Origin of the sequence: Pseudomonas sp. MPFS, from assembly GCF_022537035.1 — a bacterium.
Taxonomy (GTDB): domain Bacteria; phylum Pseudomonadota; class Gammaproteobacteria; order Pseudomonadales; family Pseudomonadaceae; genus Aquipseudomonas; species Aquipseudomonas sessilinigenes.
Genome location: NZ_CP066123.1, coordinates 621,796 through 646,395, shown reverse-complemented (window position 1 = coordinate 646,395; position 24,600 = coordinate 621,796). Strand labels below are relative to the sequence as shown.

21 protein-coding genes and 1 riboswitch are annotated in these 24,600 nt (G+C 63.8%); of the genes, 7 read left to right on the top strand and 14 right to left on the bottom strand.

Annotation, left to right across the window (positions count from 1 at the left end; translation table 11 throughout):
- Positions 1-38: 38 nt before the first annotated feature.
- A complete protein-coding gene (gene serB / locus I9018_RS02770) occupies positions 39-1,253 on the bottom strand; it encodes a phosphoserine phosphatase SerB (RefSeq protein WP_241108678.1) in 1,215 nt (404 codons plus the stop codon).
- A 134-nt stretch (positions 1,254-1,387) separates the two neighbouring features.
- Here serB and I9018_RS02765 point away from each other — a divergent pair, with 134 nt between their 5' ends.
- Positions 1,388-2,917 carry an AhpA/YtjB family protein gene (locus I9018_RS02765; protein ID WP_241108677.1) on the top strand — a complete coding sequence of 510 codons (1,530 nt, stop codon included), beginning with the start codon at positions 1,388-1,390 and terminating at the stop codon, positions 2,915-2,917.
- Positions 2,918-3,200: 283 nt separating this feature from the next.
- Here I9018_RS02765 and I9018_RS02760 read toward each other — a convergent pair whose 3' ends face one another.
- The 9 genes from I9018_RS02760 to I9018_RS02720 form a co-directional block, all read right to left on the bottom strand.
- Entirely contained in the window at positions 3,201-3,911 is a 711-nt protein-coding gene (locus I9018_RS02760; protein WP_068576466.1) for an ABC-type transport auxiliary lipoprotein family protein, read from the bottom strand.
- Between the two features lie 167 nt (positions 3,912-4,078).
- Positions 4,079-6,337, bottom strand: coding sequence for a DNA topoisomerase IV subunit A (gene parC / locus I9018_RS02755; protein ID WP_068576468.1), 2,259 nt, complete (start codon positions 6,335-6,337; stop codon positions 4,079-4,081).
- Between the two features lie 7 nt (positions 6,338-6,344).
- Complete coding sequence (locus tag I9018_RS02750; RefSeq protein ID WP_022641349.1) at positions 6,345-6,866, bottom strand: TIGR02281 family clan AA aspartic protease; 522 nt, start codon at positions 6,864-6,866, stop codon at positions 6,345-6,347.
- The gene (locus tag I9018_RS02745) at positions 6,863-7,846 is read right to left on the bottom strand and encodes an esterase-like activity of phytase family protein (RefSeq protein WP_124345609.1); all 984 of its coding nucleotides are present in this window, start codon (positions 7,844-7,846) and stop codon (positions 6,863-6,865) included. Before I9018_RS02745 ends, I9018_RS02750 begins: the two co-directional genes overlap by 4 nt.
- Positions 7,846-9,750 (bottom strand): DNA topoisomerase IV subunit B, encoded by a 1,905-nt coding sequence (parE, locus tag I9018_RS02740; RefSeq protein WP_068576472.1) that lies wholly within the window; start codon positions 9,748-9,750, stop codon positions 7,846-7,848. The genes I9018_RS02745 and parE overlap by 1 nt, the downstream gene beginning before the upstream one ends.
- Before the next feature lie 43 nt (positions 9,751-9,793).
- Positions 9,794-10,402 (bottom strand): YqiA/YcfP family alpha/beta fold hydrolase, encoded by a 609-nt coding sequence (locus I9018_RS02735; RefSeq protein WP_068576474.1) that lies wholly within the window; start codon positions 10,400-10,402, stop codon positions 9,794-9,796.
- A 65-nt stretch (positions 10,403-10,467) separates the two neighbouring features.
- Complete coding sequence (cpdA, locus tag I9018_RS02730; RefSeq protein ID WP_241108676.1) at positions 10,468-11,283, bottom strand: 3',5'-cyclic-AMP phosphodiesterase; 816 nt, start codon at positions 11,281-11,283, stop codon at positions 10,468-10,470.
- A gap of 118 nt (positions 11,284-11,401) precedes the next feature.
- A complete protein-coding gene (locus I9018_RS02725) occupies positions 11,402-11,854 on the bottom strand; it encodes a DUF1249 domain-containing protein (RefSeq protein ID WP_068576476.1) in 453 nt (150 codons plus the stop codon).
- A complete protein-coding gene (locus I9018_RS02720) occupies positions 11,845-12,462 on the bottom strand; it encodes an NUDIX domain-containing protein (RefSeq protein WP_068576477.1) in 618 nt (205 codons plus the stop codon). The genes I9018_RS02725 and I9018_RS02720 overlap by 10 nt, the downstream gene beginning before the upstream one ends.
- 226 nt (positions 12,463-12,688) lie before the next feature.
- Here I9018_RS02720 and I9018_RS02715 point away from each other — a divergent pair, with 226 nt between their 5' ends.
- Positions 12,689-13,435 (top strand): DUF3298 domain-containing protein, encoded by a 747-nt coding sequence (locus tag I9018_RS02715; protein WP_124345606.1) that lies wholly within the window; start codon positions 12,689-12,691, stop codon positions 13,433-13,435.
- Here I9018_RS02715 and cytX read toward each other — a convergent pair.
- Together cytX and thiC are read right to left on the bottom strand one after the other, a co-directional pair.
- Positions 13,404-14,690 (bottom strand): putative hydroxymethylpyrimidine transporter CytX, encoded by a 1,287-nt coding sequence (gene cytX, locus I9018_RS02710; RefSeq protein ID WP_241108675.1) that lies wholly within the window; start codon positions 14,688-14,690, stop codon positions 13,404-13,406. The two genes, I9018_RS02715 and cytX, sit on opposite strands and share 32 nt — an antisense overlap.
- 124 nt (positions 14,691-14,814) lie before the next feature.
- Complete coding sequence (gene thiC, locus I9018_RS02705; RefSeq protein ID WP_068576481.1) at positions 14,815-16,704, bottom strand: phosphomethylpyrimidine synthase ThiC; 1,890 nt, start codon at positions 16,702-16,704, stop codon at positions 14,815-14,817.
- 165 nt (positions 16,705-16,869) lie between these two features.
- Positions 16,870-16,974: riboswitch (TPP riboswitch) on the bottom strand.
- 196 nt (positions 16,975-17,170) lie between these two features.
- Here thiC and I9018_RS02700 point away from each other — a divergent pair.
- The gene (locus I9018_RS02700) at positions 17,171-18,613 is read left to right on the top strand and encodes a TolC family outer membrane protein (RefSeq protein ID WP_068576483.1); all 1,443 of its coding nucleotides are present in this window, start codon (positions 17,171-17,173) and stop codon (positions 18,611-18,613) included.
- 66 nt (positions 18,614-18,679) lie between these two features.
- Here I9018_RS02700 and waaA read toward each other — a convergent pair whose 3' ends face one another.
- On the bottom strand, positions 18,680-19,960 hold the full coding sequence (gene waaA / locus I9018_RS02695; protein ID WP_124345604.1) for a lipid IV(A) 3-deoxy-D-manno-octulosonic acid transferase: 1,281 nt from the start codon (positions 19,958-19,960) through the stop codon (positions 18,680-18,682).
- A 22-nt stretch (positions 19,961-19,982) separates the two neighbouring features.
- On the bottom strand, positions 19,983-20,873 hold the full coding sequence (locus I9018_RS02690) for a LysR family transcriptional regulator (RefSeq protein ID WP_241108674.1): 891 nt from the start codon (positions 20,871-20,873) through the stop codon (positions 19,983-19,985).
- A 104-nt stretch (positions 20,874-20,977) separates the two neighbouring features.
- On the opposite strand from I9018_RS02690, the gene I9018_RS02685 reads away from it, so the two are divergent.
- The 4 genes from I9018_RS02685 to I9018_RS02670 all read left to right on the top strand — a co-directional run bounded on the left by I9018_RS02685 (position 20,978) and on the right by I9018_RS02670 (position 24,420).
- A complete protein-coding gene (locus tag I9018_RS02685) occupies positions 20,978-21,310 on the top strand; it encodes a multidrug efflux SMR transporter (RefSeq protein WP_068576489.1) in 333 nt (110 codons plus the stop codon).
- A 112-nt stretch (positions 21,311-21,422) separates the two neighbouring features.
- Positions 21,423-22,598 carry an FAD-dependent oxidoreductase gene (locus I9018_RS02680; protein ID WP_124345603.1) on the top strand — a complete coding sequence of 392 codons (1,176 nt, stop codon included), beginning with the start codon at positions 21,423-21,425 and terminating at the stop codon, positions 22,596-22,598.
- Complete coding sequence (locus I9018_RS02675) at positions 22,595-23,407, top strand: aldo/keto reductase (protein WP_124345602.1); 813 nt, start codon at positions 22,595-22,597, stop codon at positions 23,405-23,407. Before I9018_RS02680 ends, I9018_RS02675 begins: the two co-directional genes overlap by 4 nt.
- Positions 23,408-23,448: 41 nt before the next feature.
- Positions 23,449-24,420 (top strand): metal ABC transporter ATPase, encoded by a 972-nt coding sequence (locus tag I9018_RS02670; RefSeq protein WP_068576496.1) that lies wholly within the window; start codon positions 23,449-23,451, stop codon positions 24,418-24,420.
- Positions 24,421-24,600 lie beyond the last annotated feature (180 nt).

Here is a 24,600-nt window from a genome sequence, read left to right as displayed (position 1 = left end):
ATCAGCGGCGTTTTTCATGGGTGAAGACTCGTGCGCGGTCAGGCCTGCCCGTCGCGATCACGCAAGCCCAGCAGATACAGCACGCCATCCAGGCCCAGGGTCGAGATCGCCTGCTTGGCCGACTGCTTGACCAGCGGCTTGGCACGGAACGCTACACCCAGCCCGGCAATGCCTAGCATCGGCAGGTCGTTGGCGCCGTCGCCAACGGCGATGGTCTGCTCCAGGCGCAGGCCTTCCTTGTGCGCGAGCTCACGCAGCAGGTCCGCCTTGCGTTGCGCGTCGACGATTGGCTCTACGGCCACGCCGGTCACCTTGCCATCGACCACTTCCAGTTCGTTGGCGAACACGTAGTCGATGCCCAGCTTGGCCTGCAACTGCTTGGCGAAATAGGTGAAACCACCAGAGAGAATGGCCGTCTTGTAGCCCAGTCGCTTGAGCTCGGCGAACAGCGTTTCGGCGCCCTCGGTCAAGCGCAGGGATGCGCCGATGGAGTCCAGGACATTGATGTCCAGCCCCTTGAGCAAGGCCAGGCGCTCCTTGAAGCTGGCGCGAAAGTCCAGTTCACCGGCCATCGCCCGCTCGGTGATCTCTGCCACCCGGTCACCGACACCGGCTGCCTTGGCCAGCTCGTCGATGACCTCGGCCTCGATCAGGGTCGAGTCCATGTCGAATACCGCCAGGCGCCGGTTACGACGGAACAGCGAGTCCTCCTGGAAGGCGATGTCGACGTTCAGTTCCTGGGCCACGCTGAGGAACTCGGCTCGCAGCGCCTGGGGGTCGGCCGCCTCGCCACGCACCGAAAACTCGATGCAGCCCTTGCCCTGATCGGCCGGCATGTCCAGCGGCATGCGCCCCGACAGGCGATCGATATGGTCGATGTTCAAGCCGTACTGGGCAGTGATCGAACTCACCCGCTGCAGTTGCTCGGCGGTCACCTTGCGAGTCAGCAGGGTGACGATATGGCGCTTTTTACCCTGCCCCGCCACCCACTGCTGGTAATCCGCCTCGGATACCGGGGTGAAGCGCACCTGCTGGTCGAGCTTGTAGGCGGTGAACAGGATGTCCTTGAGCACCGAGGAGCTGCGCTCGTTGTCCGGGATCTCGACCAGGATGCCAAACGACAAGGTGTCGTGGATCACGGCCTGGCCAATGTCGAGGATGTTCACACCACCCTGGGCCAGAACGCCGGTAATGGCCGCAGTCAGACCGGGACGATCTTCGCCGGTGATGTTTATCAGGACAATTTCGCGCAAGGCGCACCCCCGAGGTGGAAAAAAAAGCGCATTCTACCCACTTTCGCTGACCATCGGGCACAGCCAGCGCTTTGCCGGCCTAGGGCCTGTCGCTATACTGCGCGTCAACTTCACGGACAAAAGAGCCGAGCTCAGTGAACCGGCCCACGCCAGTTAAAAACGACAACTTCTTCCTGCTGATCTTCCGTGCACTGCGCCACCGCCGTGTGCCGATTGCATTGCGCATCGCCAGCCATAACGTGATCCTGGTCGCCCTGGCCCTGGTGATCTATGCCGGCGTGATGGGCTTGCAGTTCAAGCAAGCCATGCACGAACAGGCCGACGCCCTGGGCCAGAGCCTGACCACGCAGACCGCCACTTCAGCCACTGAACTGCTGGTGTCCAACGACATCCTCAGCCTCAACGTCTTGCTCAATAACCTGACCAAGAACCCGCTGGTGGCCCACGCGGCGATCTATAGCGTCGACAACCGCATCCTCGCCGAAGCCGGACAACGCCCGAAGAGCAACCTGCTGGGCGAAACCGAAGGCGTGTACCAGACCAAGATCACCTTCCAGGATGTGACTGCCGGCAACCTGCGGCTCAGCCTGGACATGGCCCAGTTCCAGCAGCCGATGACCATCAGCCTGCAAAGCATGGGCATTCTCAGTGCCATCCTGCTGGCCCTGGCCCTCGCCTTGAGCCTGCGCCTTGGCCGCCATATCTCCACCCCGCTGCTGCAACTGCGGGTGTGGCTGCGCGACCTGGACGAGCACACTCCGGCCATCCAGCGCCAGGATGAGATCGGCGACCTGGCGCGCCAGCTGCACGCACGCCTGGCTCCGGAAATCCCCGAGCCCGAGCCTCAAACCCAGCCTGCCCAGCAGGATGAAGAAGACGAGTTGCCCGCATTCGAAGTACGTAACCTGCGGGATCCGAGCTTCGATGAAAGCGCGCCCGTAGCCGGCCTGAAGCCTGCGCCACGGCATGTGGTCAATGTCGAGGAAGACGAGCTGGATGAAGAAGAGGACCCGTTCGCCGACCTGCGCGATCAATCCTCGGCCCCCGCACCCGCAGTGAAACCGCAACCCCAGGTTCCGGCCGAGCCCCAGCACAGCGCGGTGCTTGCCGTGCAGCTCGGGGCCCAGGAACAGTTGCGACGCCTGCCTCGTGCCCGCCTGACGGAACTGCTCGAACGCTATCGCGACTGCCTGGACCAGGCGGCATCGCTGTACCAGAGCGAACTGCATACCCTGAACGACGGCAGCACGCTGATGTTGTTCCACAGCGAAGACAGCGGCGACGACTACCTGACCAACGCCATCTGCTGCGGCGAGCTGCTACGCGCCCTGGGCCATGCCCTGCAGATCGAAGTGGCAGACAGCGGCATCACCCTGCAACTGCAACTGGGGCTGACCCTGGGCGAGGGCCTGTTCGGCCTGAGCCAGATCGACTTGCTGCTGACCGAGCCAGCCCAGGATGCCCTGGCCCTGTCCCAGCACAGCCGCAACCTGCTGCTGGTGGAGCGCAAGGTCAACGATGATGCCCTACTGCGCCAGCGCGCACGTATCCGCCCGATAGCCAGCCCTGAAGGCGCCTGCTGCGTCGAACGCCTGATGGAGCCTTACCCTTCGATGCTGGAGCGACAACTGGCCCGGATGCACGAGACCCGCGCCAAGCTGTAAGGCCTGCTCCATTCAACAAAGCCCGCCCTGTGCGTGATGCCGATCAGTCAAGCGAGGCGGTCCCTGCAGGAGCAACCGGTCGACGCTCGGTTGCTCGCGATGGGCGTTAACGTTTGCTCGTGCTGACTGGATACACGCAGCGCTCTGCAGTCCATCGCGGGCAAGCCTCGCCCCTACAGCTTCCTTAACTGATCGGCATTAGCCCTGCGCGGGCTTTCTTGTGCCAGCCCCCAGAAACGACAAGGCCCACCATGAGGCGGGCCTTGTCTTGCAGCGGTTTGGCTCAGAAGCGGAACACTTCCATATCCGTACGGATAGGCGTTGCCATCGGGATCTTCGGCCGCTTTTCCTGCTCGGCAGGCTTGGGAGCCGGTGCAGCGGGCGCCTTGCGCGGCACTTCCGCCACGGCCGGCTGGTTGGCCAACGGCTTGAGGGCGCCGGACAACTGCTCGGCCAGGCGCTGCAACAGTACGCCCTGGGCCTGGACCTGGGATGCCGTGGTGCCTGCATGCTGCTCCTGCAGGTGGACGATGCGGTTGTCACGCACCTGGCCACGGCGATCGATCAGGCGCCACTGGGCATCCAGCACCGCCGGCTGGGTCTTGCCGGAATCCAGGCGGGTGATCGACAGCAGTACCTGCACATCCGGAGTGAAGCCGTTGGTGGCCGGGGCCAACACCACTCGCTGGCTGTCCAGGTGGCCGGCGACCTGGCGCAGCAGCAACTGGTCGATATCCGAAGAGAGGCTGCCGGCCCAACGGCCGTCGGTGGCGGCCTGCAGGCTGCCATCATCCTGGCGCTGCAGCAGGGTTTCACGCTGCAGGTAATCGGCAATCAGGACCGGCCCCAGCAATACCGACATGCCGGTGCTGGCCGGCTGGGCTGGACTTCCGCTGTCCAGCTGATACAGCGACACCGGCTGGTGAACGCTGCAACCCGCCAGGCCGAGAACGCCCGCGAGCAGGAAAATAAAAGGAAGGCGCAGAACAGTCATCATCCCATCCAGGTGGCGGCCACCAGACCAACCACAGTGAAAATACTCAAAAAAACAGAATAACGCCGGACCAGGCCGGCGTTTGAATGCGCATATCATCCGTGAATATGCGCCATGACTCCAGTGTTCCAACAACGATCAGCCAGTTAAATGGCTGATCGTGCCTCTCAACTGAGAGGCTCTACCAACAACGCGTCCACTCGCTGGAAACCCCGTGGCAACTTGTTGCCACGACGCCCGCGCTCACCCTTGTAGTGCTCAAGATCGTCGGCCTTGAGCGACAGCGTGCGCTTGCCCGCTTGCAGCACCAGGGTCGCGCCTTCCGGCAGCACCGCGATGTCGGTCACATACTCCTCGCGACTGGCGACTCGCTCACCGGGAATACCGATGATCTTGTTGCCCTTGCCCTTGCCCAGTTGCGGCAGGTCGCTGATCTTGAACACCAGCAGGCGACCTTCGGTGGTCACCGAGGCCAGCCAGTTCTGCTCGCGATCGGCCACCGGCCGCGGCGCCAGGACCTTGGCATTGTTCGGCAGGCTCAGCAGCGCCTTGCCCGCCTTGTTCTTGGCCTGGAGGTCCTCGCCCTTGACCACGAAGCCATAACCGGCATCGGAAGCGATCACATACAGCGCCTCATCGTCCGGCAGCAGCACGCACTCGAAAGTCGCGCCCGGCGGCGGCGTCAACCGGCCGGTCAGTGGCTCGCCCTGGCCACGGGCCGAAGGCAGGGTATGGGCCGCCACCGAATAACTGCGCCCGGTGGAATCGATGAACACCGCGAACTGGTTGGAGCGCCCGGCAGCAGCGGTCTTGTAGCCATCGCCGGCCTTGTAGGACAGGCCGGTGGCGTCAATATCATGCCCCTTGGCACAGCGTACCCAGCCTTTTTCCGACAGAACGATAGTCACCGGCTCGGTCGGCATCAGCTCGTTTTCCGACAAGGCCTTGGCTTCGGCCCGGGCAACGATCGGTGAGCGACGGTCGTCGCCATAGGTCTCGGCATCCTGCAGCAACTCGGTGCGTACCAGCTTCTTCAGCTTGGCTTCGCTGTTGAGCAGTGCCAGCAGCTTGGCTTGCTCCTTGAGCAACTCGTCCTGCTCGGAACGCAGCTTCATCTCCTCCAGGCGCGCCAGCTGCCGCAGGCGGGTATCGAGGATGTAGTCGGCCTGGATCTCGCTGAGGGCGAAGCGCTCGATCAGCTTGGCCCGCGGCTGGTCCTCGGTCCGAATGATATGGATCACTTCGTCCAGGTTGAGGTAGGCGATCAGCAAGCCGTCCAACAGGTGCAGGCGGCGCTCGACCTTGTCCAGGCGGAACTGCAGGCGACGACGTACCGTGGCGACCCGGAACTCCAGCCATTCCACCAGCAGAGCGCGCAGGTTCTTCAACTGCGGCTTGCCATCCAGGCCGATGATGTTGACGTTGACCCGGTAGGTGGATTCCAGCTCGGTGGTGGCGAACAGGTGCTGCATCAGCTCGTCCGGATCGACCCGGTTGGAGCGCGGAATGATCACGATGCGGCACGGGTTCTCGTGGTCCGACTCGTCCCGCAGGTCAGCCACCATCGGCAGTTTCTTGGCCTGCATCTGCGCGGCGATCTGCTCCAGCACCTTGGCCCCGGAGACCTGGTGCGGCAGCGCCGACACCACGATGTCGCCGTCCTCGACGCGGTACACGGCGCGCATGCGCACCGAGCCACGACCCGTCTCGTAGATCTTCAGCAGGTCGGCACGCGGGGTGATGATCTCCGCCTCGGTGGGATAGTCCGGCCCCTGGATGTGCTCGCACAGCTGCTCCACCGTGGCCTTGGGTTCGTCCAGCAGGCGTACGCAGGCCGACGCCACTTCCCGCAGGTTATGCGGCGGCACGTCGGTGGCCATGCCCACGGCGATACCGGTGGTGCCATTGAGCAGGATGTTCGGCAGGCGCGCCGGCAGTACCAGCGGCTCCTGGAGCGTGCCGTCGAAGTTCGGCCCCCAGTCCGCGGTACCCTGGCCCAGCTCGCTGAGCAGGACCTCGGAGTAGCGCGACAGGCGCGCCTCGGTGTAGCGCATGGCCGCGAAGGACTTGGGATCGTCCGGCGCACCCCAGTTGCCCTGGCCGTCCACCAGCGTGTAGCGGTAGCTGAACGGCTGGGCCATCAGCACCATGGCCTCATAGCAGGCGGAGTCGCCGTGCGGGTGGAACTTGCCGAGCACGTCACCCACGGTACGGGCGGACTTCTTGTGCTTGGAATCGGCATCCAGCCCCAGCTCACTCATGGCGTAGACGATACGCCGCTGTACCGGTTTCAGGCCGTCGCCGATATGCGGCAGCGCACGGTCCATGATCACGTACATGGAGTAGTTGAGGTAGGCATTTTCGGTGAAGTCAGCCAGTGACCGGCGTTCTACGCCATCCAGGCTGAGATCAAGGGAGTCGCTCATGCGGGCCTCATTGGTTCGTGGTCTGGCGCAGCAGCATGGTGCCGCCGCGCTGAGTAAATTCAAGTTTCTTCAAAGCGCTCATGCCCAGCAGGACCTGGTCCCCGTCGAGCCCTGGAGCCACCAGGGCCCGGACATCGTGCAGGGTGATATCCCCCAGCTGCAGGCGCTCGATACGGGTCCGGTAACCCTCGCTGCGACCGTTGGCAGTGCTCAGGGTCACCGGCAGTCCTCGTTCCAGGCCCAGGCGCTCGGCCAGCCCGGAAGGGATCGAGACTTCAGTGGCACCGGTATCGAGCATGAATTGCACCGGCTGGCCGTCGATATGGCCGCTGGCAACGAAATGCCCCTGGCCGTTGCCGACCAGCTTCACTTCGATGTAACCCTCATGTTGTTGCGAACTGACGACAGTGTTGGGGTTCTCCTGGCGCGCTTCCCAATCGGCGAAGAACCGCGTGGCCAGGAACAGCCCCGCCGCCCAGGCCAGGATCAGCAACACCCGGCCGGCACTGCGCCCCGGTTGCTGGCTCACGGCTTGGCACTCCAGCCGCCTTGCGGCGCGGCAAAGCGCCAGACGATCGGGCGGGACTCGCCATCGGCACGGGCGCCATTGTTGTTGTCCAGGCCGATCCAGGCCCCCTCGGCATCCACCACCAGGGCCTCGGCCAGGCCGTAGGGCTGAGGATAACGTCGCGACTCCACCAGAGCCTCGGCAGCAAAGGACCAGCACTGCTCGACCTTGGCGCTCTGCGCATCCCGACGGCAGATCTGGTAGGCGTTGCGCTCCAGGGTGAACAGCTTGCCATCGAACAGCGAGAGGTCGGCGAAGTCACGGGTCACCGCCTTGGCATGGGGCACCTGCTCAGGCTGCATTTGCGAGCCGGCTTCACTGAGCAGCACGCAACCGCCATCGCAATCCCAGGTAGTCTGGCCGCGCTTGATCAGCAACAGGCCACGCCGCTCACGCTCGGCCGCCAGCCAGATACGATCCCCCGCGGGGCTCACCGCCAGGCCTTCGAACAAGGCGTTGAAGTGCAGCAGCATGCCACTGGCCCGGGCCTCGCGAACCATCAACGCAGAGATCTTCAACCAGTTGGGCGCGCCCTGGACCGGCACCTGCAGCACCGAGGCATGGGCCTCGCTGACCACATACTTATTACCCGCGCCATCGCAGGAAATGCCTTCGAAATCCAGGTCACCACCACGAATGAACGATGCTGCCCAGGTGCGCGACTTCAGCCCCCAGGGCAGCCCGGTATCGGGCACCGGCGGCACCTCCAGCTTGACCGTCTCGGCCTGCCAGACGGTGTCGCGGGTATCGAGCCGATAGATCTGGTCGTCGTCGCGGTCCGAAACGGTCCACAGCTCCTGGCCGCACAGGGCGAGTCCAGACAGGTTGCCGCCGCGCATGCCCTCCACGGGATGCTCGGACAGCAAGCTCAGCTCGGGGACCGGCGCGGCCATCACCGAGGTTGCCGATAGCGCCAGGGCCAGGGCAAAACCTCTGTGCATCAGGCCAGCACCTCGGCCAGGTTGCCCTTGGACTCCAGCCAGGACTTGCGGTCACTGGCGCGTTTCTTGGCCAGCAGCATGTCCATGATTTCCGCAGTGGCCTCGGCGTCGTCCAGGGTCAACTGCACCAGGCGCCGGGTGTTGGGGTCCATGGTGGTCTCGCGCAGTTGCGGCGGGTTCATTTCACCCAGGCCCTTGAATCGGGTGACTTGCGGCTTGCCGCGTTTCTTCTCGGCCACCAGGCGATCGAGGATGCCGTCACGCTCGGCGTCGTCCAGGGCGTAGTAGATCTCCTTGCCCAGGTCGATGCGGTACAGCGGCGGCATGGCCACATAGACGTGGCCGGCATCCACCAGCGGACGGAAATGCTGGACGAACAGGGCGCAGAGCAAGGTGGCGATGTGCAGGCCGTCGGAGTCGGCATCGGCGAGGATGCAGATCTTGCCGTAGCGCAGCTGGCTCATGTCCTCGGCGCCCGGATCGACACCAATGGCCACGGCGATGTTGTGCACTTCCTGGCTGGCCAGGACCTCGCTGCCGTCCACTTCCCAGGTGTTGAGGATCTTCCCGCGCAGCGGCAGGATCGCCTGGAACTCCTTGTCTCGTGCCTGCTTGGCCGAACCACCGGCGGAGTCACCTTCCACCAGGAACAGTTCGGAGCGCATCGGGTCCTGCCCGGCACAATCGGCCAGCTTGCCCGGCAATGCCGGGCCCTGGGTGATGCGCTTGCGCTCGACCTTCTTGCTGGCCTTCAGGCGCCGACCGGCGTTGCTGATGGCCAGTTCGGCCAATTGCATGCCCAGTTCGGGGTTGGCGTTGAGCCACAGGCTGAAGGCGTCCTTGACCACCCCGGAAACGAACGCCGCGGCCTCGCGGGACGACAGGCGTTCCTTGGTCTGGCCGGAGAACTGCGCGTCCTGCATCTTCATCGACAGGACGAAGGCGATCCGCTCCCAGACGTCTTCTGGCGCCAGCTTGAGGCCGCGGGGCAACAGGTTGCGGAACTCGCAGAACTCGCGCATGGCATCCAGCAAGCCCTGGCGCAAGCCGTTGACGTGGGTGCCGCCCTGGGCGGTGGGAATCAGGTTGACGTAGCTTTCCTGGACACTGTCGCCACCCTCGGGCAGCCACAGCAGGGCCCAGTCCACGGCCTCCTTATTGCCCGCCAGGCTGCCGCAGAACGGCTCGGCCGGCAGGCGCTCGAACTCACTGACGGCATCCACCAGGTAGGAGCGCAGGCCGTCTTCGTAATGCCACTCGACCTTCTCGCCGGTGCCCTTGTCCTCGAAGCTGACCAGCAGCCCCGGGCACAGTACAGCCTTGGCCTTGAGCACGTGCTTGAGGCGGCTGACAGAGAACTTCGGCGAGTCGAAATACTTAGGGTCCGGTGCAAAAAACACGGAGGTACCGGTGTTGCGCTTGCCGACACTGCCAACCACTTCCAGCTCGGAAGCCTTGTAGCCGTCGGCGAAAGTCATCTGGTACTCGCTGCCATCGCGCTTGACCCGCACCCGTACCTGGCTGGACAGGGCGTTGACCACGGAAATACCCACCCCGTGCAAACCGCCGGAGAACTGGTAGTTCTTGTTGGAAAACTTGCCGCCGGCATGGAGTTTGGTGAGGATCAGCTCGATGCCGGACACGCCCTCTTCCGGGTGGATGTCCACCGGCATGCCGCGACCGTCGTCGGACACCTCCAGGGAGTGGTCGGCGTGCAGGATGACCTGTATCGACTTGGCGTGGCCGGCCAAGGCTTCATCGACACTGTTGTCGATGACTTCCTGGGCCAGGTGGTTGGGCCGCGTGGTGTCGGTGTACATGCCCGGGCGTTTGCGCACCGGGTCGAGTCCCGAGAGGACTTCGATGGCGTCTGCGTTATAGGAGCTAGCGCTGGGAGTGGCCATGGGTTCTCGTCGTTAGTCGTTCAATGAAATATGGGGCTCAGCTTCACAGTGCGGTGAAGTCGATCGCCTGGTACAGATCGGCAGTAATGCCGGCAAAACTCAATATCGCCGGCAATTGGCCGGTAAAACCTTGGAAACTATGATCGCCGCCCGCCTGGATACGCAAGGCGCAAGCGCGGTAATACGCCTGGGCATGACGATAGTCCAGCGTCTCATCCCCGGTCTGCAGCCATACCTGATAACGCTCGGGGTCCTTGGGCGGCGCGACCTCCAATGCTTCCAGGGCCGCCACGTGATCGAGGGTCAGCTCCCAGGCTTCATCGGTATACAGGTTCTTCTGCGGTCCCAGGTAACCGTCGAACAGGCGGTGCGGATTGACCGCTGGGTTGATCAGCAAGGCGTTCAGACCATAGCGCTCGGCAAGGTGTGTCGCATAGTAGCCGCCGAGCGAGCTGCCGACCAGCAATGGCCGACCGAGTTCGGTGATCGCCTGCTCCAGCTGGCCGATGGCCTGGCGAGGATGATGATGCAGGGCCGGTACACGCAATTGTCCGGCCAGGCCAAGTTGCTCCATCACACTGCGCAACTGGCTGGCCTTGGTGGAGGCAGGGGCACTGTTGAAACCGTGGATATAAAGGATCGAACCGGACATGCGGACTCCCTGTACCTGGACAAAAGCCGCAGTCTACAGGGATGGCGCCAGGTAACGAAGTCGCTTCAGTAACCGTTGCTGCCATAGTCGATGGTGAAATCGTAGCCCTCGACCCGCTGCACGCCGGTTTCCAGCCGCCCGTCGGCCAGCAACCGCAACCAGCGGTAGCCCGGAGCCCGTTCGTCGACCTTGAAATCGTCGCTATGGGGTTCGAACTGGATACAGGTGGATGGCGAGGCCAACAGCCTCACATCGCCGCGCATCCGGTCGATCTCCTGGTGCACATGCCCCCACAACAGGGCTCGGACCTGCGGATGGCCTTCGATGACCTCGAACAGGGCCTGGGCGTTGCGCAGCCCGATGGGCTCCATCCAGGCACAATCGATGGATACCGGATGGTGATGCAGGCACACCAGGTGGTGGCGCTGCGGCGCCTCGCGCAATGAACGCTCCAGCAATTGCAACTGGTCGTCCTGCAAAAACCCCGGCACCGAACCGGGCACGGAGGAATCGAGCAGGGTAATGCGCCAGTTGCCGATATCCACCACCTGCTGCAGCAGCACGCTATCGCCGGTCGCCAACTGCATGACGTGTGGTTCATCGTGGTTGCCGGGCAACCAGCGAGCCGGCGCCGGGAGCTGCGCGCTCAACTGGCGAAAGCGCTGGTACGACTCCAGGCTGCCATCCTGGGACAGATCGCCAGTGGCCAGCAGCAAATCGATCTGCGGCTGTTGTGCCAGCACCAGATCGATGACCCGCTGCAGGCTGTCTGCGGTGTTCATGCCCAACAGCACGCCGTCCGTCTCGGCAAACAGATGGCTGTCCGACAGTTGCACCAGCAATACCGAGTCGTCGGCGGGCGAAGCGGATACGCTTGGCAAGGCGTTCTCCCAGGGCAGGATCAAGGCAGGATGAATGGGGCAATTATGCTGGGGAAGTCGCCAGGGGGAAACTGCCGAAGCGGACCCAGTTCACATCTTGATCCTGTACCGGGGCGAGCTAGCGCACGACTTCGAACTCATGGCCGCAGGCCAGGCAGTGACTGAGCCACTCCCCCAGGAACACGTTCAGCTGGGCCTTTTCATCCGGCTGGTGCATGAAGGCATTGGGGTAGGGATAAATGCTGCGAAAACGCCGGGCATGCTCGGCACTGACCACCTCGGCCATGCGGGCGTCGTGATAGACCTGCACTTCCAGCTGCGGCACCGGCAACCAGGGCAGGCTGTGCTCCTGGCGAACCTGCAAAGTGGTGGTATAGGGACAGGCCAACACCACTTCCAGAGCCAATACACCAAGCATCTGGTCGCCCTGGGTCACCGCGATACGCCGGGCTTCGGGCTGGTTGCGCATGTCGGGCAACAAGCGCATCAGCCGGGCGTAGTTGGCCTCGCAGGAAGCTTGCAGCCCCGCGAGGTCCACCCGGTAGCGATCACGCGCCTTGTTTACGACCATAACCCCCTCACTTCCACACGATTGAGCGCCAGCCACTGCAGCGCAATGATGCTGGCCGCGTTGCAGATCCGCCCGTCACGCACGGCCTGCTGCGCATCCTCGTAGGCCATGACCACAACCCGGATGTCCTCGGCCTCTTCCTCCAGGCCGTACAGCCCGCCGGCGGCGCTGCTGTCGCAACGCCCCAGGAACAAATGGACGAACTCGGTACTGCCGCCCGGAGACGGAAAATACTGGGTCATGGGCCACAATGCCGAGATGTCCAGGCCGGCTTCCTCCTGGGCCTCGCGACGGGCAACTGCCTCGGGTTGCTCGTCCTTGTCGATCAATCCCGCCACCAGTTCCACCAGCCAGGGCGAGGCAGCCTTGCCCATGGCACCGACGCGGAACTGTTCGATCAACACCACTTCATCGCGTTGCGGGTCGTACGGCAGTACGCAGACCGCATCGTGACGGATGAAGACCTCACGGTTGATTTCCTGCCCCATGCCACCGGCGAACAGCTCATGGCGCAGTTGCAAGCGGTCGAGCCGATAGAAGCCCTGATGGCAGTTTTCACGCCCGATGATCTGGACGGCACTGGGCGTGGAGTTGGCAAAGTCAGTCATAACAATCCTCGTGTACAGCCTGTTCACTCCGAGGATCCTCCTCGACTTCGCGCAATCCTAACGCGCTCGCGCCTGCCGATGCAGCCCCTTTAGCCTCAGCGGGATAGACGGCGAGGGGCGAAACCTACTCTAATTGCCTCTATTGAGCTTAGTGGCGAACCGACTGCCCCGCCGACAGTCGAAGCCGGTAACTTTTGCCTCCCCTCCTGGTTTATGAAGGACGCCCATGTCGCTTGTAAAAATTGCCTCCGTGGCCTGCATCGCCCTGACCCTGGGCGCCTGTCAGAGCCTGTTCCAACCAAGCTACAAGACCCCGCTGGAAGTTACCCGAGACAAGTCCGAACAGCTCAAGCCCGGCTGCAGCGGCGCTGACTGCCCGCTGGTCAACCTCGATACCGTGCACTTTCCTGCCGAGCCGCAGCTGGACGCCATCATCGAGAAACGCCTGCTGCAAATGGCCCGCACCAGCCCCGACGCACCGCTGCCGGCCAGCCTCGGCGCCTATCGCGAGCAGTTCCTGCGCAGCGCCGCCGACCACCATGGCATCTACCTGCAATCCAAGGTACGCGAACAGCATGACGGCCTGGTGATCATCGAACTGGCCAGCTACCTGGACAATGGCACGACCAACGGCACGCCAGGGCGCGGCTTCATCAACTACTCACGCCAGCAGCACAAGGCCCTGGGCCTGGGCGACATCCTGCTGCCAGGCCAGGAAGACATGTTCTGGAAAGCCGCCCGGGTGGCTCACAACAACTGGCTGATCAGCACCCACCTGGATCGCGAGGCCGAGTTCGTGAAGGCCTGGCCATTCCAGAAAACCCCGAACGTGGCCCTGACCAGCCGTTCGGTGACGCTCAAGTACGACGTCGCAGCCATCGCGCCCGCGCCCCTGGGCCACGTCGAACTGCAGATTCCCTACGAGCGCCTGCGAGGCATCTTCAAGCCCGAGCTGCTTCCCGACGGTAACTGAGGCTCAGCAACCCGTGCATTAGCCCTGCCAGCAGCAACGACGGCAGGGTCGCCCCCAGCTCCGGGGCCAGGTTGGCCAGCAGGTGATAGGCAACCACTGCGCTCAGCCAGGCCAGCAGCGCCGGGCCGCGCAAGGCCACCAGCGACTCCGGAGCCCTGCGTCGACGCACGATGAAGTGATCCACCAGCACCACGCCAAACAGCGGCGCGAATACCGAACCGATCAGCAGCAGGAAGTTCTGGTATTGGGCCAAGGGCGCCAGGCACGCGATCAGGGTGCACAGCACGCCGATGGCCAGGGCCAGGTGCTCGACCTTCAGGCGCAACAAGATACCGCTGGAAACGGCCGCCGAATGAATATCGGCAAAGGCGTTCTCCGACTCGTCCAGCAAGATCAGCAATAACGGAATCCCCAGGCCGGCCCCCGCCAGCGCCAGCAGCAAGGCATTGGCCTCGCCACTGGGAGCGAATGCCAGGGCATAGGCGACCCCCAGGCCCATCAGCCAGAAATTGCCGATGAAGAACCCCAGGGTAGTACCGGCGAATACGCGCCTGGCGCTCTTGCCGAATCGCGAGTAGTCGGCAATCAACGGCAACCAGGACAACGGCATGGCAATGGCGATGTCGAAACCCACGGCAAACGGCATCGTGCCATCTCCGGCCCGAGCCCAAAGCGCCGCCAGGTCGGCCCGGACGAACAGGTTCCAGGTCAGCCACACACAGGCGGCCAGCAGCAGCCAGATCCCCCACTTGCGCAGGATCCGGCGAACGAAGGTCAAGGGGCCGCTGACCGCCAACAAGGTAGCCAGCGCCCCGAACAACAGGGTCCAGAGCACTGGACTGGTCCAGGCGCTGCCTTCGCCGAAGGCCCGGGCTCCCAGGAGGCTGGCGGCATCGCGCATGACGATGATCTCGAACGAACCCCAGCCCACCAGTTGCAACAAATTGAGTAACGCCGGTAACCGGGCGCCATGCCGGCCCAGGCTGAGCCTGAGGGCCGCCATGGCAGACAGGCCGGTATCACTACCGATCACCCCCACGGCCGCCAACAGCAGCACGCCCACCGCCGTGCCGAGCAGGATCGCCAGCAACCCGTGCGCCAGCCCCAACCCTGGCGCCAGCAGCGCGCCGGTTTGCAGCACCATCAGGCCGATACCGAGGGAGAACCACAGGGAAAACAGATCCCGGGCGCCCAATACGCGCTGGTCGGCAGTTACCGTGTGGTCGGGAGAGTAGGTACTGACTGGACTGCTCAAGGCGGTGATCTCGAAAGGAAAAGGGACAAAGGCAAGGAGCAGCGGCAAGCGGCAAGCGGCAAGCGGCAAGCAAGAGCCGTGGGCCCTCGCCGGCTACTTGCCGCTAGCCGCGTACCGCTGCCTCTCAGACTTTCTTGTACAGCTGGCTGCCTTCCTGCTTGAAGCGCTCGGCCTGTTCGGCCATGCCCTTGGCCACCTCGACATCCACCGCCTCGATGCGCTGGTTGGCGGCGTATTCGCGCACTTCCTGGGTGATCTTCATCGAGCAGAACTTCGGCCCGCACATGGAGCAGAAATGCGCGACCTTGGCCGAGTCCTTAGGCAGGGTCTCGTCATGGAACGCCCGCGCGGTGTCCGGGTCCAGGCCGAGGTTGAACTGGTCTTCCCAGCGGAACTCGAAGCGCGCCTTGGACAGCGCGTTGTCGCGGATCTGCGCGCCCGGGTGGCCCTTGGCAAGGTCGGCGGCATGGGCGGCGATCTTGTAGGTGATGATCCCCGTCTTGACGTCATCCTTGTTCGGCAAGCCCAGGTGCTCCTTGGGCGTGACATAGCAGAGCATGGCGCAACCGAACCAACCGATCATCGCGGCACCGATACCGGACGTGATGTGGTCGTAGCCTGGGGCGATGTCGGTAGTCAGCGGGCCGAGGGTGTAGAACGGCGCCTCGTCGCAGCATTCCAGCTGCTTGTCCATGTTCTCCTTGATCAGTTGCATCGGCACATGGCCAGGACCTTCGATCATGCACTGTACGTCGTGTTTCCAGGCGATCTTGGTCAGCTCGCCGAGGGTTTCCAGTTCACCGAACTGCGCTTCGTCGTTGGCATCGGCGATCGAACCCGGACGCAGGCCATCTCCCAGGGAGAAGCTGACGTCGTAGGCCTTCATGATTTCGCAGATTTCCTCGAAGTGGGTATAGAGGAAGTTCTCCTTGTGGTGGGCCAGGCACCACTTGGCCATGATCGAGCCGCCACGGCTGACGATGCCGGTGACCCGCTTGGCGGTCAGCGGCACATAACGCAGCAGCACGCCGGCGTGGATGGTGAAGTAGTCCACACCCTGCTCGGCCTGTTCGATCAGGGTGTCGCGAAACAGCTCCCAGGTCAGGTCCTCGGCCACGCCGTTGACCTTCTCCAGGGCCTGGTAGATCGGTACGGTGCCGATCGGTACCGGCGAGTTGCGGATGATCCACTCGCGGGTTTCATGGATGTGCTTGCCGGTGGACAGGTCCATGACCGTGTCCGAACCCCAGCGGATGCCCCAGGTCAGCTTGGCCACTTCTTCTTCGATGGACGAACCCAGGGCACTGTTGCCGATGTTGCCGTTGATCTTCACCAGGAAGTTGCGGCCGATGATCATCGGCTCCAGCTCCACGTGGTTGATGTTGGCCGGGATGATCGCGCGGCCGCGAGCGATTTCCTCGCGCACGAACTCAGGGGTGATTTCCTTGGGGATGCTGGCGCCGAAGCTGTGGCCAGCGTGCTGCTGCTTGAGCAGGCCAGCGGCGCGGGCCTCCTGCAGCTTCATGTTTTCGCGGATGGCGACGTATTCCATCTCGGCGGTGATGATGCCCTGGCGCGCGTAGTGCATCTGGCTGACGTTGGCCCCGGCCTTGGCCCGGCGCGGGTTGCGCACGTGGGCGAAACGCAGCTTGGTCAGCTCGGCATCGGCCAGGCGCTGCTGGCCGAAATCGGAAGACAGGCCGGCCAGGCGCTCGGTGTCGGCACGGTCGTCGATCCAGGCCGAACGCACGTCGCCCAGGCCCTTGCGCACATCGATCAGCACATTGGGGTCGGTGTAGGGGCCAGAGGTGTCGTAGACGGTCACCGGCGCGTTGATCTCGCCACCGAAGTCGGTGGGAGTCACATCCAGGGTGATCTCCCGCATGGGCACCCGAATATCCGGGCGCGAGCCCTGGACATAGATTTTTTGCGAGCGGGTAAAGGGCTGCACCGACTGTTGGTCGACTTGGGCCGACTCACTGAGGTTGCTAGCGTTTTTTAGTTTTGTCGTCATCACGGGCTCTCCAGACAGCATCCAGGCAGTGGAATTTTGTCGGAGCGAACCTGTAGCGGACGGACGCACCCTGTCTAGGCGACTAGTGAGTGCAGTGCTTGGTACTCAAGAGGAATGTTCGATTGTCGAACAACATCCCGGACGAAGCACAAGAGGACTCGCCGGGTGACGAGAAATCTTGTTCCCTACGCAGGCCTTAACCTGATCAGGTTCAACGGGATCCGGATTATCCGATCTCAGCCTCATAGCAAGGCACCCCGACAAGAACCGGGCCAGTCTAGACAAAGCCGGGGCAGAACGCCAACACCCGTGCGATAAGCATGATGAATGGCGTAATCGGCGGATTGTTGCACCAAGGCGGCGCCTCTACACTGCATGTCCAGCGTCGAGCCTTGACGCTCTGGGGGGCGCACCTTAGCCTTGGCGCCTGGATTATCTCCATAATATCAACTCTAGGGATCGCCGAATGCTGCGCAAACTCTCACTGGCTATTGCCGTGTCTTGTGCGTCCAATGGAATGGCATGGGCAGCTGAAGCGCCTTTGACCACCACCAAGACCGACCTGGTCAGCGTCTACCAGGAAGCCGTGGACAATAATGCCGACCTGGCCGCTGCGCGCGCCCAGTACGGTGCCCAGAAAGAAGTCGTGCCACAGGCCCGCGCCGGCTTGCTGCCGAACCTGTCGGCCGGTGCGGACTTGAACAACACCCGCACCAAGCTCGACGAACCGGCAATGACCGCCAACCGCAGCGGTAACGTCTACCGGGCGACCCTGGCCCAACCGCTGTTTCGCGCCGACCGCTGGTTCCAGTTGCAGGCCGCCAAGGAAGTCAACGAGCAAGCCGCACTGCAACTCTCGGCCACTGAGCAGAACCTGATCCTGCAAAGCGCGGAAAACTATTTTGCCGTACTGCGGGCCCAGGACAACCTGGCCTCGACCAAGGCCGAGGAAGCCGCGTTCAAGCGCCAGCTCGACCAGTCCAACGAGCGCTTCGACGTCGGCCTGTCGGACAAGACCGACGTGCTGCAATCCCAGGCCAGCTACGACACCGCCCGGGCCAACCGCATCGTTGCCCAACGCCAGGTGGACGATGCCTTCGAGGCCCTGATCACCCTGACCAACCGTGAATACAATTCGATCCAGGGTATCGTCCACACTCTGCCGGTGCTGGCGCCGGTCCCCAACGACGCCAAGGCCTGGGTCGACACCGCCGCCAAGCAGAACCTCAACCTTTTGGCCAGCAACTACGCAGTCAGCGCCGCCGAGGAGACCCTCAAGCAGCGCAAGGCCGGCCACGCCCCGACCCTGGACGCGGTGGTGCAGTACAAGAAGGGCGACAACGATGCCCTGGGCTTCAGCAACCCCAACCCCAACCCTATCGCCCCGCCCTACCACGGCGATGTCGAGCAGCGCTCCATCGGCCTGCAACTGAACATCCCGATCTACAGCGGTGGCCTGACCAGCTCCCAGGTTCGCGAATCCTACTCGCGCCTGAGCCAGTCCGAGCAGCAGCGCGAGTCCCTGCGCCGCCAGGTGGTGGAGAACACCCGCAACCTGCATCGCGCGGTGAATACCGACGTCGAACAGGTCCAGGCCCGACGCCAGTCGATCATCTCCAACCAGAGCGCCGTGGAAGCCACGGAAATCGGCTATCAGGTAGGCACGCGCAATATCGTCGACGTGCTCGATGCCCAGCGCCAGCTCTACAACTCGGTGCGCAACTACAACAACAGCCGCTACGACTACATCCTCGACAACCTGCGCCTGAAACAGGCCGCCGGTACCTTGAACCCAGGGGACCTGCAAGACCTGGCTCGGTACCTCAAGGCCGACTACAACCCGGACCGCGACTTCTTGCCTCCGGACCTGGCCAAGGCCGCCGCCGAGCAACTCAAGGCTCGCCCCTGAAGTATCCGCCCATGAAAAAGGCCACCCAAGCGGGTGGCCTTTTTCATCCTGCGTGAACAACCAGGCTCAGCGTGGCGGCAACAGACGCCCCAGGCCGTCGAGCAGGCGCTGCAGCGCACCCTGATTGGCCCGCATGACCGACAGCCCCGCTTCGCCCATCGTCCGGGCGTCCTGGGGCAACTCGAACAGACGCTGCACCGCCTCGGCCAGACCCTGGGCATCATCCACCTCCTGCAAGGCCCCGGCCTCGCGCAGCATCGCGGCGATCTCCAGGAAATTGAACAGGTGCGGGCCGCTGATCACCGGCTTGGCCAGGGCAGCGGGCTCCAACAGGTTATGACCACCGTTAGGCACCAGGCTGCCGCCGACGAAGGCGCTGTCGGCCAGGGCATAGAGGAACAACAACTCGCCCATCGTATCCCCCAGCAACACCGAGGTATCTGCGCTCACCGGCTCGGCGCTGGAGCGACGGATCGTCGCCATCCCTTGCTGCCGGCACAGTTCGAATACCGGGTCGAAGCGTTCCGGATGCCGCGGCACCAGGATCAACAGGGCATTGGGGTAGCTGGCCAGCAATTGCCGGTGAGCGTCGAGCACCACGGCATCTTCACCCTCATGGGTACTGGCGGCGATCCACACCGGTCGCTCCACGGCCTGCCATTGCTGGCGCAACTGCGCAGCACGTTGCAACAGCTGAGGATCGATGGTCAGGTCGAACTTGATCGAGCCGGTCACCTCCACCGTTTCAGGGCGTGCGCCCAGCTGCAGAAAGCGCTCGGCCTCGGCCCTGGTCTGTACTGCGAACAGGCTCATCTGCGCCAGCATCGGCGCGCTCAGGCCAGAAAACCGCCCATAACCGCGCGCCGAGCGCTCGGACAGCCGTGCATTGGCCAGTGCCACCGGAATCCCGCGCCGGGCGCATTGATCGATGTGGTTAGGCCAGAGTTCGGTCTCCATGATCACCGCCAGCCTGGGCTGCACCCGCTCGAGAAACCGGGCAGCGGCACACGGCAGGTCATAAGGCAGGTAGCAGTGCTGGATCCGTGGCTCGTTGGCGAACAGCGCCTGGATCCGCTCCGAACCGGTGGGGGTCATGCACGTCACGGTAATCGGCAATTGCGGATAGCGGGCCAACAGTGCGCGGATCATCGGGGCGGCGGCAATGCTCTCGCCCACCGACACCGCATGCACCCAGATGCCACCGGGCTGCATGGCCGGCAGGCCAACGGAGAAACGCTCGCCAATGCGCTTGGCATAAGCCGGCGCCTTGCGCGAGCGCAGCCATAGCCGAATCGCCACCAATGGCAGCCCCAGGTAAAACAGTACGGTGTAGAGAGTTCTATTCATGGCGGCGGAGTTTATCGGTTTTTTAGCCGATCGCCTTCAGGTGCACGGCAAAACGTTCCGCCAGCCAGCAGGCAGCCAGCCCCAGGGGCTCATCACGGCGCCAGGCCAACTCCACCACCAGCGCCGGAGGCGTCCAATCACTGGCCAACTCCACCATCTGGTGCTGGTAGGCCGAATACTGCACCACATGCCGTGGCAACCAGGCCCAGCCCAGGCCACGCATCAGCCATTCCGCCAGGACATAGAAACTGTCGGCCCGCCAGACCTGGGGACTGACCTGATCGCCTCCGGGATAACCACTGAGCTGCGGCGCGATCAGCAATTGCCGATGCATGGCCAATATCCGCCGGTTGACCCGTTTCTCCCCGGCCAACGGATGACTGACCCCACACACCGTGACCATCTCGACGCTGCCCAGGGCCTGGCGCTCCAGGGTCTCGGGCATCTGCTCGTGGTGGAACAGCAGCCCCAGGTCGGCACGCCGCTCCACCAGCTTGCGCGCCACATCCCCCTGGGCACTGCTGGCCAATTGCACCTCCAGGCTGGGGAACCGCTCGGACAAGGCCTCCAGGCTGTCGAGCACTGGCTGATAGGGCATCGCTTCGTCCTGGGCCAGTCGCAAACGGGCTTCCTGGCCCCGCATCAGCGCCAGCGCCCGACCATTGAGGCGATCGCATTGACGCAAGATCTCCCGGGCTTCCTGCAACAGGGCAGTTCCGGCCTCGGTCAGCTTCGGCTGGCGGCCACTGCTACGCTCGAACAGGCTGACCCCCAGGTCATCTTCCAACAGGGCAATGGCATTACTGACCGCAGACTGGGCCTTGCGCTGCTGGCGAGCCACCGCCGAAAACGAACGCAACTCGGCTACGCCAACGAACAAGCGCAACTGCTCCAGGCTCCACTGTGTGTTCATGACGCAACCTATCTCTTATCCAGATAGGAAATGACTTTACCCCATCCGGGCAAGCCCTAGAATGCCGACCTCAGAAAGCAGCCCCAGTTACGAGGACCCCTCCCATGAACGCTTACTACTACCTGGCTATCGCCATCTGCGCGGAAGTGATTGCCACTGTTTCATTGAAAGCGGTCAAGGGCCTTAGCACACCGCAACCCCTGCTGCTGGTCATCGCCGGCTATGGCGTGGCCTTCTGGATGCTGACCCTCGTGATGCGCACGGTCCCGGTAGGGGTGGCCTATGCCGTGTGGTCCGGCCTGGGGATCGTCATGGTCAGCATCGCCGCGCTGGTGCTCTACGGCCAGAAACTGGATATCCCGGCCATGCTCGGCATGGCCTTGATCGTCATCGGCGTACTGGTGATCCAGCTGTTCTCGAAAACCGCGGGTCACTAGAAAAACCCATGACCTGCGACAGCCCCAAGCGCCCGGCAAGTGCAGCAGGCTTGCAGCTTGAGGCTCAAGGCTTGAAACTTGCGGCTTCGTTTTTGTTTCCCGAGGTCGCTGCATGCCATCCGCTATTTCCACCGATGTGCTGATCGTCGGCGCAGGCGTCGCCGGTCTCTGGCTCAACGCCCGTCTGCGCCGCCAAGGCTTTTCCACCGTACTGGTGGAGAACGCCACGCTCGGCGGCGGACAGAGCGTGAAATCCCAAGGGATTATCCACGGTGGCGCCAAGTACGCCCTGCATGGCGCCCTCACCGGGGCCTCGGAGGCGATCGCCGACATGCCCAGGCGCTGGCGCGAGGCGCTGGCCGGCACCGGCGAGCTGGACCTGTCGGGTGTGCGCATGCTGTCCGAGGCTCATTATCTGTGGTCCCCGGGAACCCTGGCCGGCAATCTCACCAGCTTCTTCGCCAGCAAGGCCGTGCGCGGCCGGGTCGACCAGGTCAAGGGCGAGCAACTGCCGCCGGCCCTGCAGGACAAGCGTTTCAAGGGCAAGGTCTACCGCCTGGCCGAGCTGGTGGTGGACGTGCCGGACCTCATCGCACGCCTGGCCGAACTGGCCGGCGACGGCCTGCTGGCCGGACAGAAGATCGAACCCCTGATGGAAGACGGCCATTTGGTGGGCCTGCGGGTCGATGAGCGGGATATTCGCGCGCAACGTATCGTGCTCAGCGCTGGTGCTGGAACCGCCGATGTACTCAAGGCCCTGGGCCTGAGCCAGCCGACCATGCAACGACGGCCATTGCACATGGTGCTGGTCAAGGGACCGACTCTCAGCCCCCTCTACGCCCACTGCCTGGGCGGAGGCCCGAAGCCACGGGTCACGGTCACCACCCATCCGGCCGCCGATGGCCAGTGGGTCTGGTACCTGGGAGGCGATCTCGCTGAAGCCGAGGGCGTGGCCCGGGAACCGGCGGCGCAGATCGCCGCCGCCCAGAAGGAACTGGCCCAACTGCTCCCCTGGATCGACCTGAGCCAGGCACAGTGGGCCACCTTGCGGGTGGACCGGGCCGAACCGGCACAATCGGGCCTGACGCGCCCGGACAATGCCTTCCTGGCCGAACAGGATCGCCTGCTGGTGGGCTGGCCGACCAAGCTGGCCCTGGCTCCCGACTTTGCCGACCGGGTCCTGGCAGCCCTGGAGCGGGACGGCATCAAGCCTGCCCACAACGAAGCCCTGCCGGAGCTGCCCAAGCCCGCCCTGGGACAACCGGCCTGGGAGCAGCTGCTGCCATGAGCCAAGCCACACTGCACGACCTGCACCGCCCACTGGGCAGCACCGGCCTGATGGTCTCGCCCCTGGGCCTTGGCACCGTGAAGCTGGGCCGCGACCAGGGAGTGAAATACCCCAACGGCTTCCAGATCCCCGACGATCAGCAAGCCCGGATGCTGCTCAAGCTAACCCGTGACCTGGGCATCAACCTGATCGACACCGCCCCGGCCTACGGTCGTAGCGAGGAGCGCCTGGGCCCGCTGTTGCGCGGCCAGCGCCACGAATGGGTGATCGTCAGCAAAGTGGGCGAAGAGTTCTGTGACGGCGTTTCCCGGCATGACTTCAGTGCCGCCCATACGCGCTTGTCCGTCGAGCGTAGCCTGCAGCGCCTGGAAACCGACTTCATCGACCTGGTGCTGGTGCACTCCGATGGCAATGACCTGGCCATCCTCGACCAGAGCGAGGTCTACCAGGCCCTGGCGCAGCTCAAGCAAGAAGGCAAGATTCGCGGCTTCGGCTTTTCCGGCAAGACCGTCGAGGGTGGGCTCAGGGCCTTGGAGCAAGGCGATTGCGCCATGGTTACCTACAATCTGAACGAACAGGCCGAGCGGCCAGTCATTGACTATGCCGCGACCCATGGCAAGGGCATCCTGGTGAAAAAGGCCTTGGCCAGCGGCCATGCCTGCCTGAGCCCGGGCATCGATCCGGTGCGAGCCAGCTTCGAACTGCTGTTTGACCGGCCCGGGGTCGCCAGTGCTATCGTCGGGACCATCAATCCACTGCACTTGGCCCACAACGTAACCATCGTGGCGCAAGTCCTGGGCAAGCACTGACGCCGCCGAGGCGGCCGCCCCCGACGCAGGAAGGAGCTGAGATGTCGCGACCGCTGATCAGAAAGAACCCCAGCAACTTCAAGACCCTGCCCCTGTTCGTCGAAGCCACTCCCGAAGGGCTCAGCTACCAGAGCGTAGGGATGCCCCTGAACTTCGCCCAGACCCTGCAACGCAGGCGCCCGGTGACTGTCGCCGACAACGAACGCTTTGCCCTGGAACTGGCCAACCTCGGGGTATCGGTGCGCCTGACCCTGCACTGGCAGAACCGCGACTACTGGGTCCTGGTGCGCCAGCGCCGCCAGGACCGGGGCGACGTGGTCCTGAAGCTGATCTCGGGTTATGTCCCCGCCCATGAGCTGAACCTGCCACTGCATACCGCCATCCAGGAAATCGCCGAGGAATGCCTGCTGGAGACGCCAGAGGGCTGGTTGGCAGGGCGCTTCAACGACACCTGGCTGCCCGCCCCCTATGCCGGGGCCCTGCATTATCGGGAGGCTCCAGCCTTTCGCCTGACGCCATTATCCGGTGCCGCCCGCCCGGTACGCTGCGCCAACCTGCAATTGCTGGAGCGCCCCCGGGCCTACGTGCACTTGCCGACAGCCTCGTTGCAGCTGATCTATGACTTGCGCCTGGATGTTCCCAAGGACGCCAAGTCCCTGAGCCTGTTCCACGTCGACGAACGCCTGGAGGGCGACCAACTGGTGGCCCGCCTGGATCGCAAGCGCCCCGACCTGTACCTGATGCCCCTGGAGAACGGCCAGCCCTGTGCCGAGCTGTACACCTTGAAGAAAGACCAGCTGCACCCTGCCAGCACTCGTGGCCTGCACTTGGCGGAAAGCTTCGCCCAACAGGAAGGCTGGGTCGTGAGCGATGAACGAATTCGCTGGAAGGACTGGCTCAGGCAGCGAGGCCTGGACGAGCCGGAGAAAGATACCCAGCTTGCCCGCCTGACCGGCAGGGCGCGGCAGATCCTGCGCAGGATCGTTCCCGCCAAGACCCGGCGCCAGGGATAAAACGGCACCCCAGGGGGCCGATCAGTCAAGGCAATTGTAGAAGCGAGGCTTGCCCGCGATGGGCTTCAGAGCACGGCGTTTACCCAGTAAACACGCGCTACCGTTCGACCATCGCGAGCAATCGAGCGTCGACCGGCTGCTCCTGCAGGGGATCACCGATTAACTGACAGGCATTAACCC

What these genes read in the sequence shown, in the direction of transcription:
- parE (WP_068576472.1), bottom strand. Translation starts at nt 9,750, where the DNA reads ATGGCCACTCCCAGCGCTAGCTCCTATAACGCAGACGCCATCGAAGTC.
- I9018_RS02735 (WP_068576474.1), bottom strand. Translation starts at nt 10,402, where the DNA reads ATGTCCGGTTCGATCCTTTATATCCACGGTTTCAACAGTGCCCCTGCC.
- I9018_RS02670 (WP_068576496.1), top strand. Translation starts at nt 23,449, where the DNA reads ATGTCGCGACCGCTGATCAGAAAGAACCCCAGCAACTTCAAGACCCTG.
- I9018_RS02700 (WP_068576483.1), top strand. Translation starts at nt 17,171, where the DNA reads ATGCTGCGCAAACTCTCACTGGCTATTGCCGTGTCTTGTGCGTCCAAT.
- parC (WP_068576468.1), bottom strand. Translation starts at nt 6,337, where the DNA reads ATGAGCGACTCCCTTGATCTCAGCCTGGATGGCGTAGAACGCCGGTCA.
- I9018_RS02690 (WP_241108674.1), bottom strand. Translation starts at nt 20,873, where the DNA reads ATGAACACACAGTGGAGCCTGGAGCAGTTGCGCTTGTTCGTTGGCGTA.
- I9018_RS02685 (WP_068576489.1), top strand. Translation starts at nt 20,978, where the DNA reads ATGAACGCTTACTACTACCTGGCTATCGCCATCTGCGCGGAAGTGATT.
- I9018_RS02760 (WP_068576466.1), bottom strand. Translation starts at nt 3,911, where the DNA reads ATGACTGTTCTGCGCCTTCCTTTTATTTTCCTGCTCGCGGGCGTTCTC.
- waaA (WP_124345604.1), bottom strand. Translation starts at nt 19,960, where the DNA reads ATGAATAGAACTCTCTACACCGTACTGTTTTACCTGGGGCTGCCATTG.
- thiC (WP_068576481.1), bottom strand. Translation starts at nt 16,704, where the DNA reads ATGACGACAAAACTAAAAAACGCTAGCAACCTCAGTGAGTCGGCCCAA.
- I9018_RS02725 (WP_068576476.1), bottom strand. Translation starts at nt 11,854, where the DNA reads ATGGTCGTAAACAAGGCGCGTGATCGCTACCGGGTGGACCTCGCGGGG.
- I9018_RS02680 (WP_124345603.1), top strand. Translation starts at nt 21,423, where the DNA reads ATGCCATCCGCTATTTCCACCGATGTGCTGATCGTCGGCGCAGGCGTC.
- I9018_RS02745 (WP_124345609.1), bottom strand. Translation starts at nt 7,846, where the DNA reads ATGCACAGAGGTTTTGCCCTGGCCCTGGCGCTATCGGCAACCTCGGTG.
- I9018_RS02715 (WP_124345606.1), top strand. Translation starts at nt 12,689, where the DNA reads ATGTCGCTTGTAAAAATTGCCTCCGTGGCCTGCATCGCCCTGACCCTG.
- I9018_RS02675 (WP_124345602.1), top strand. Translation starts at nt 22,595, where the DNA reads ATGAGCCAAGCCACACTGCACGACCTGCACCGCCCACTGGGCAGCACC.
- I9018_RS02720 (WP_068576477.1), bottom strand. Translation starts at nt 12,462, where the DNA reads ATGACTGACTTTGCCAACTCCACGCCCAGTGCCGTCCAGATCATCGGG.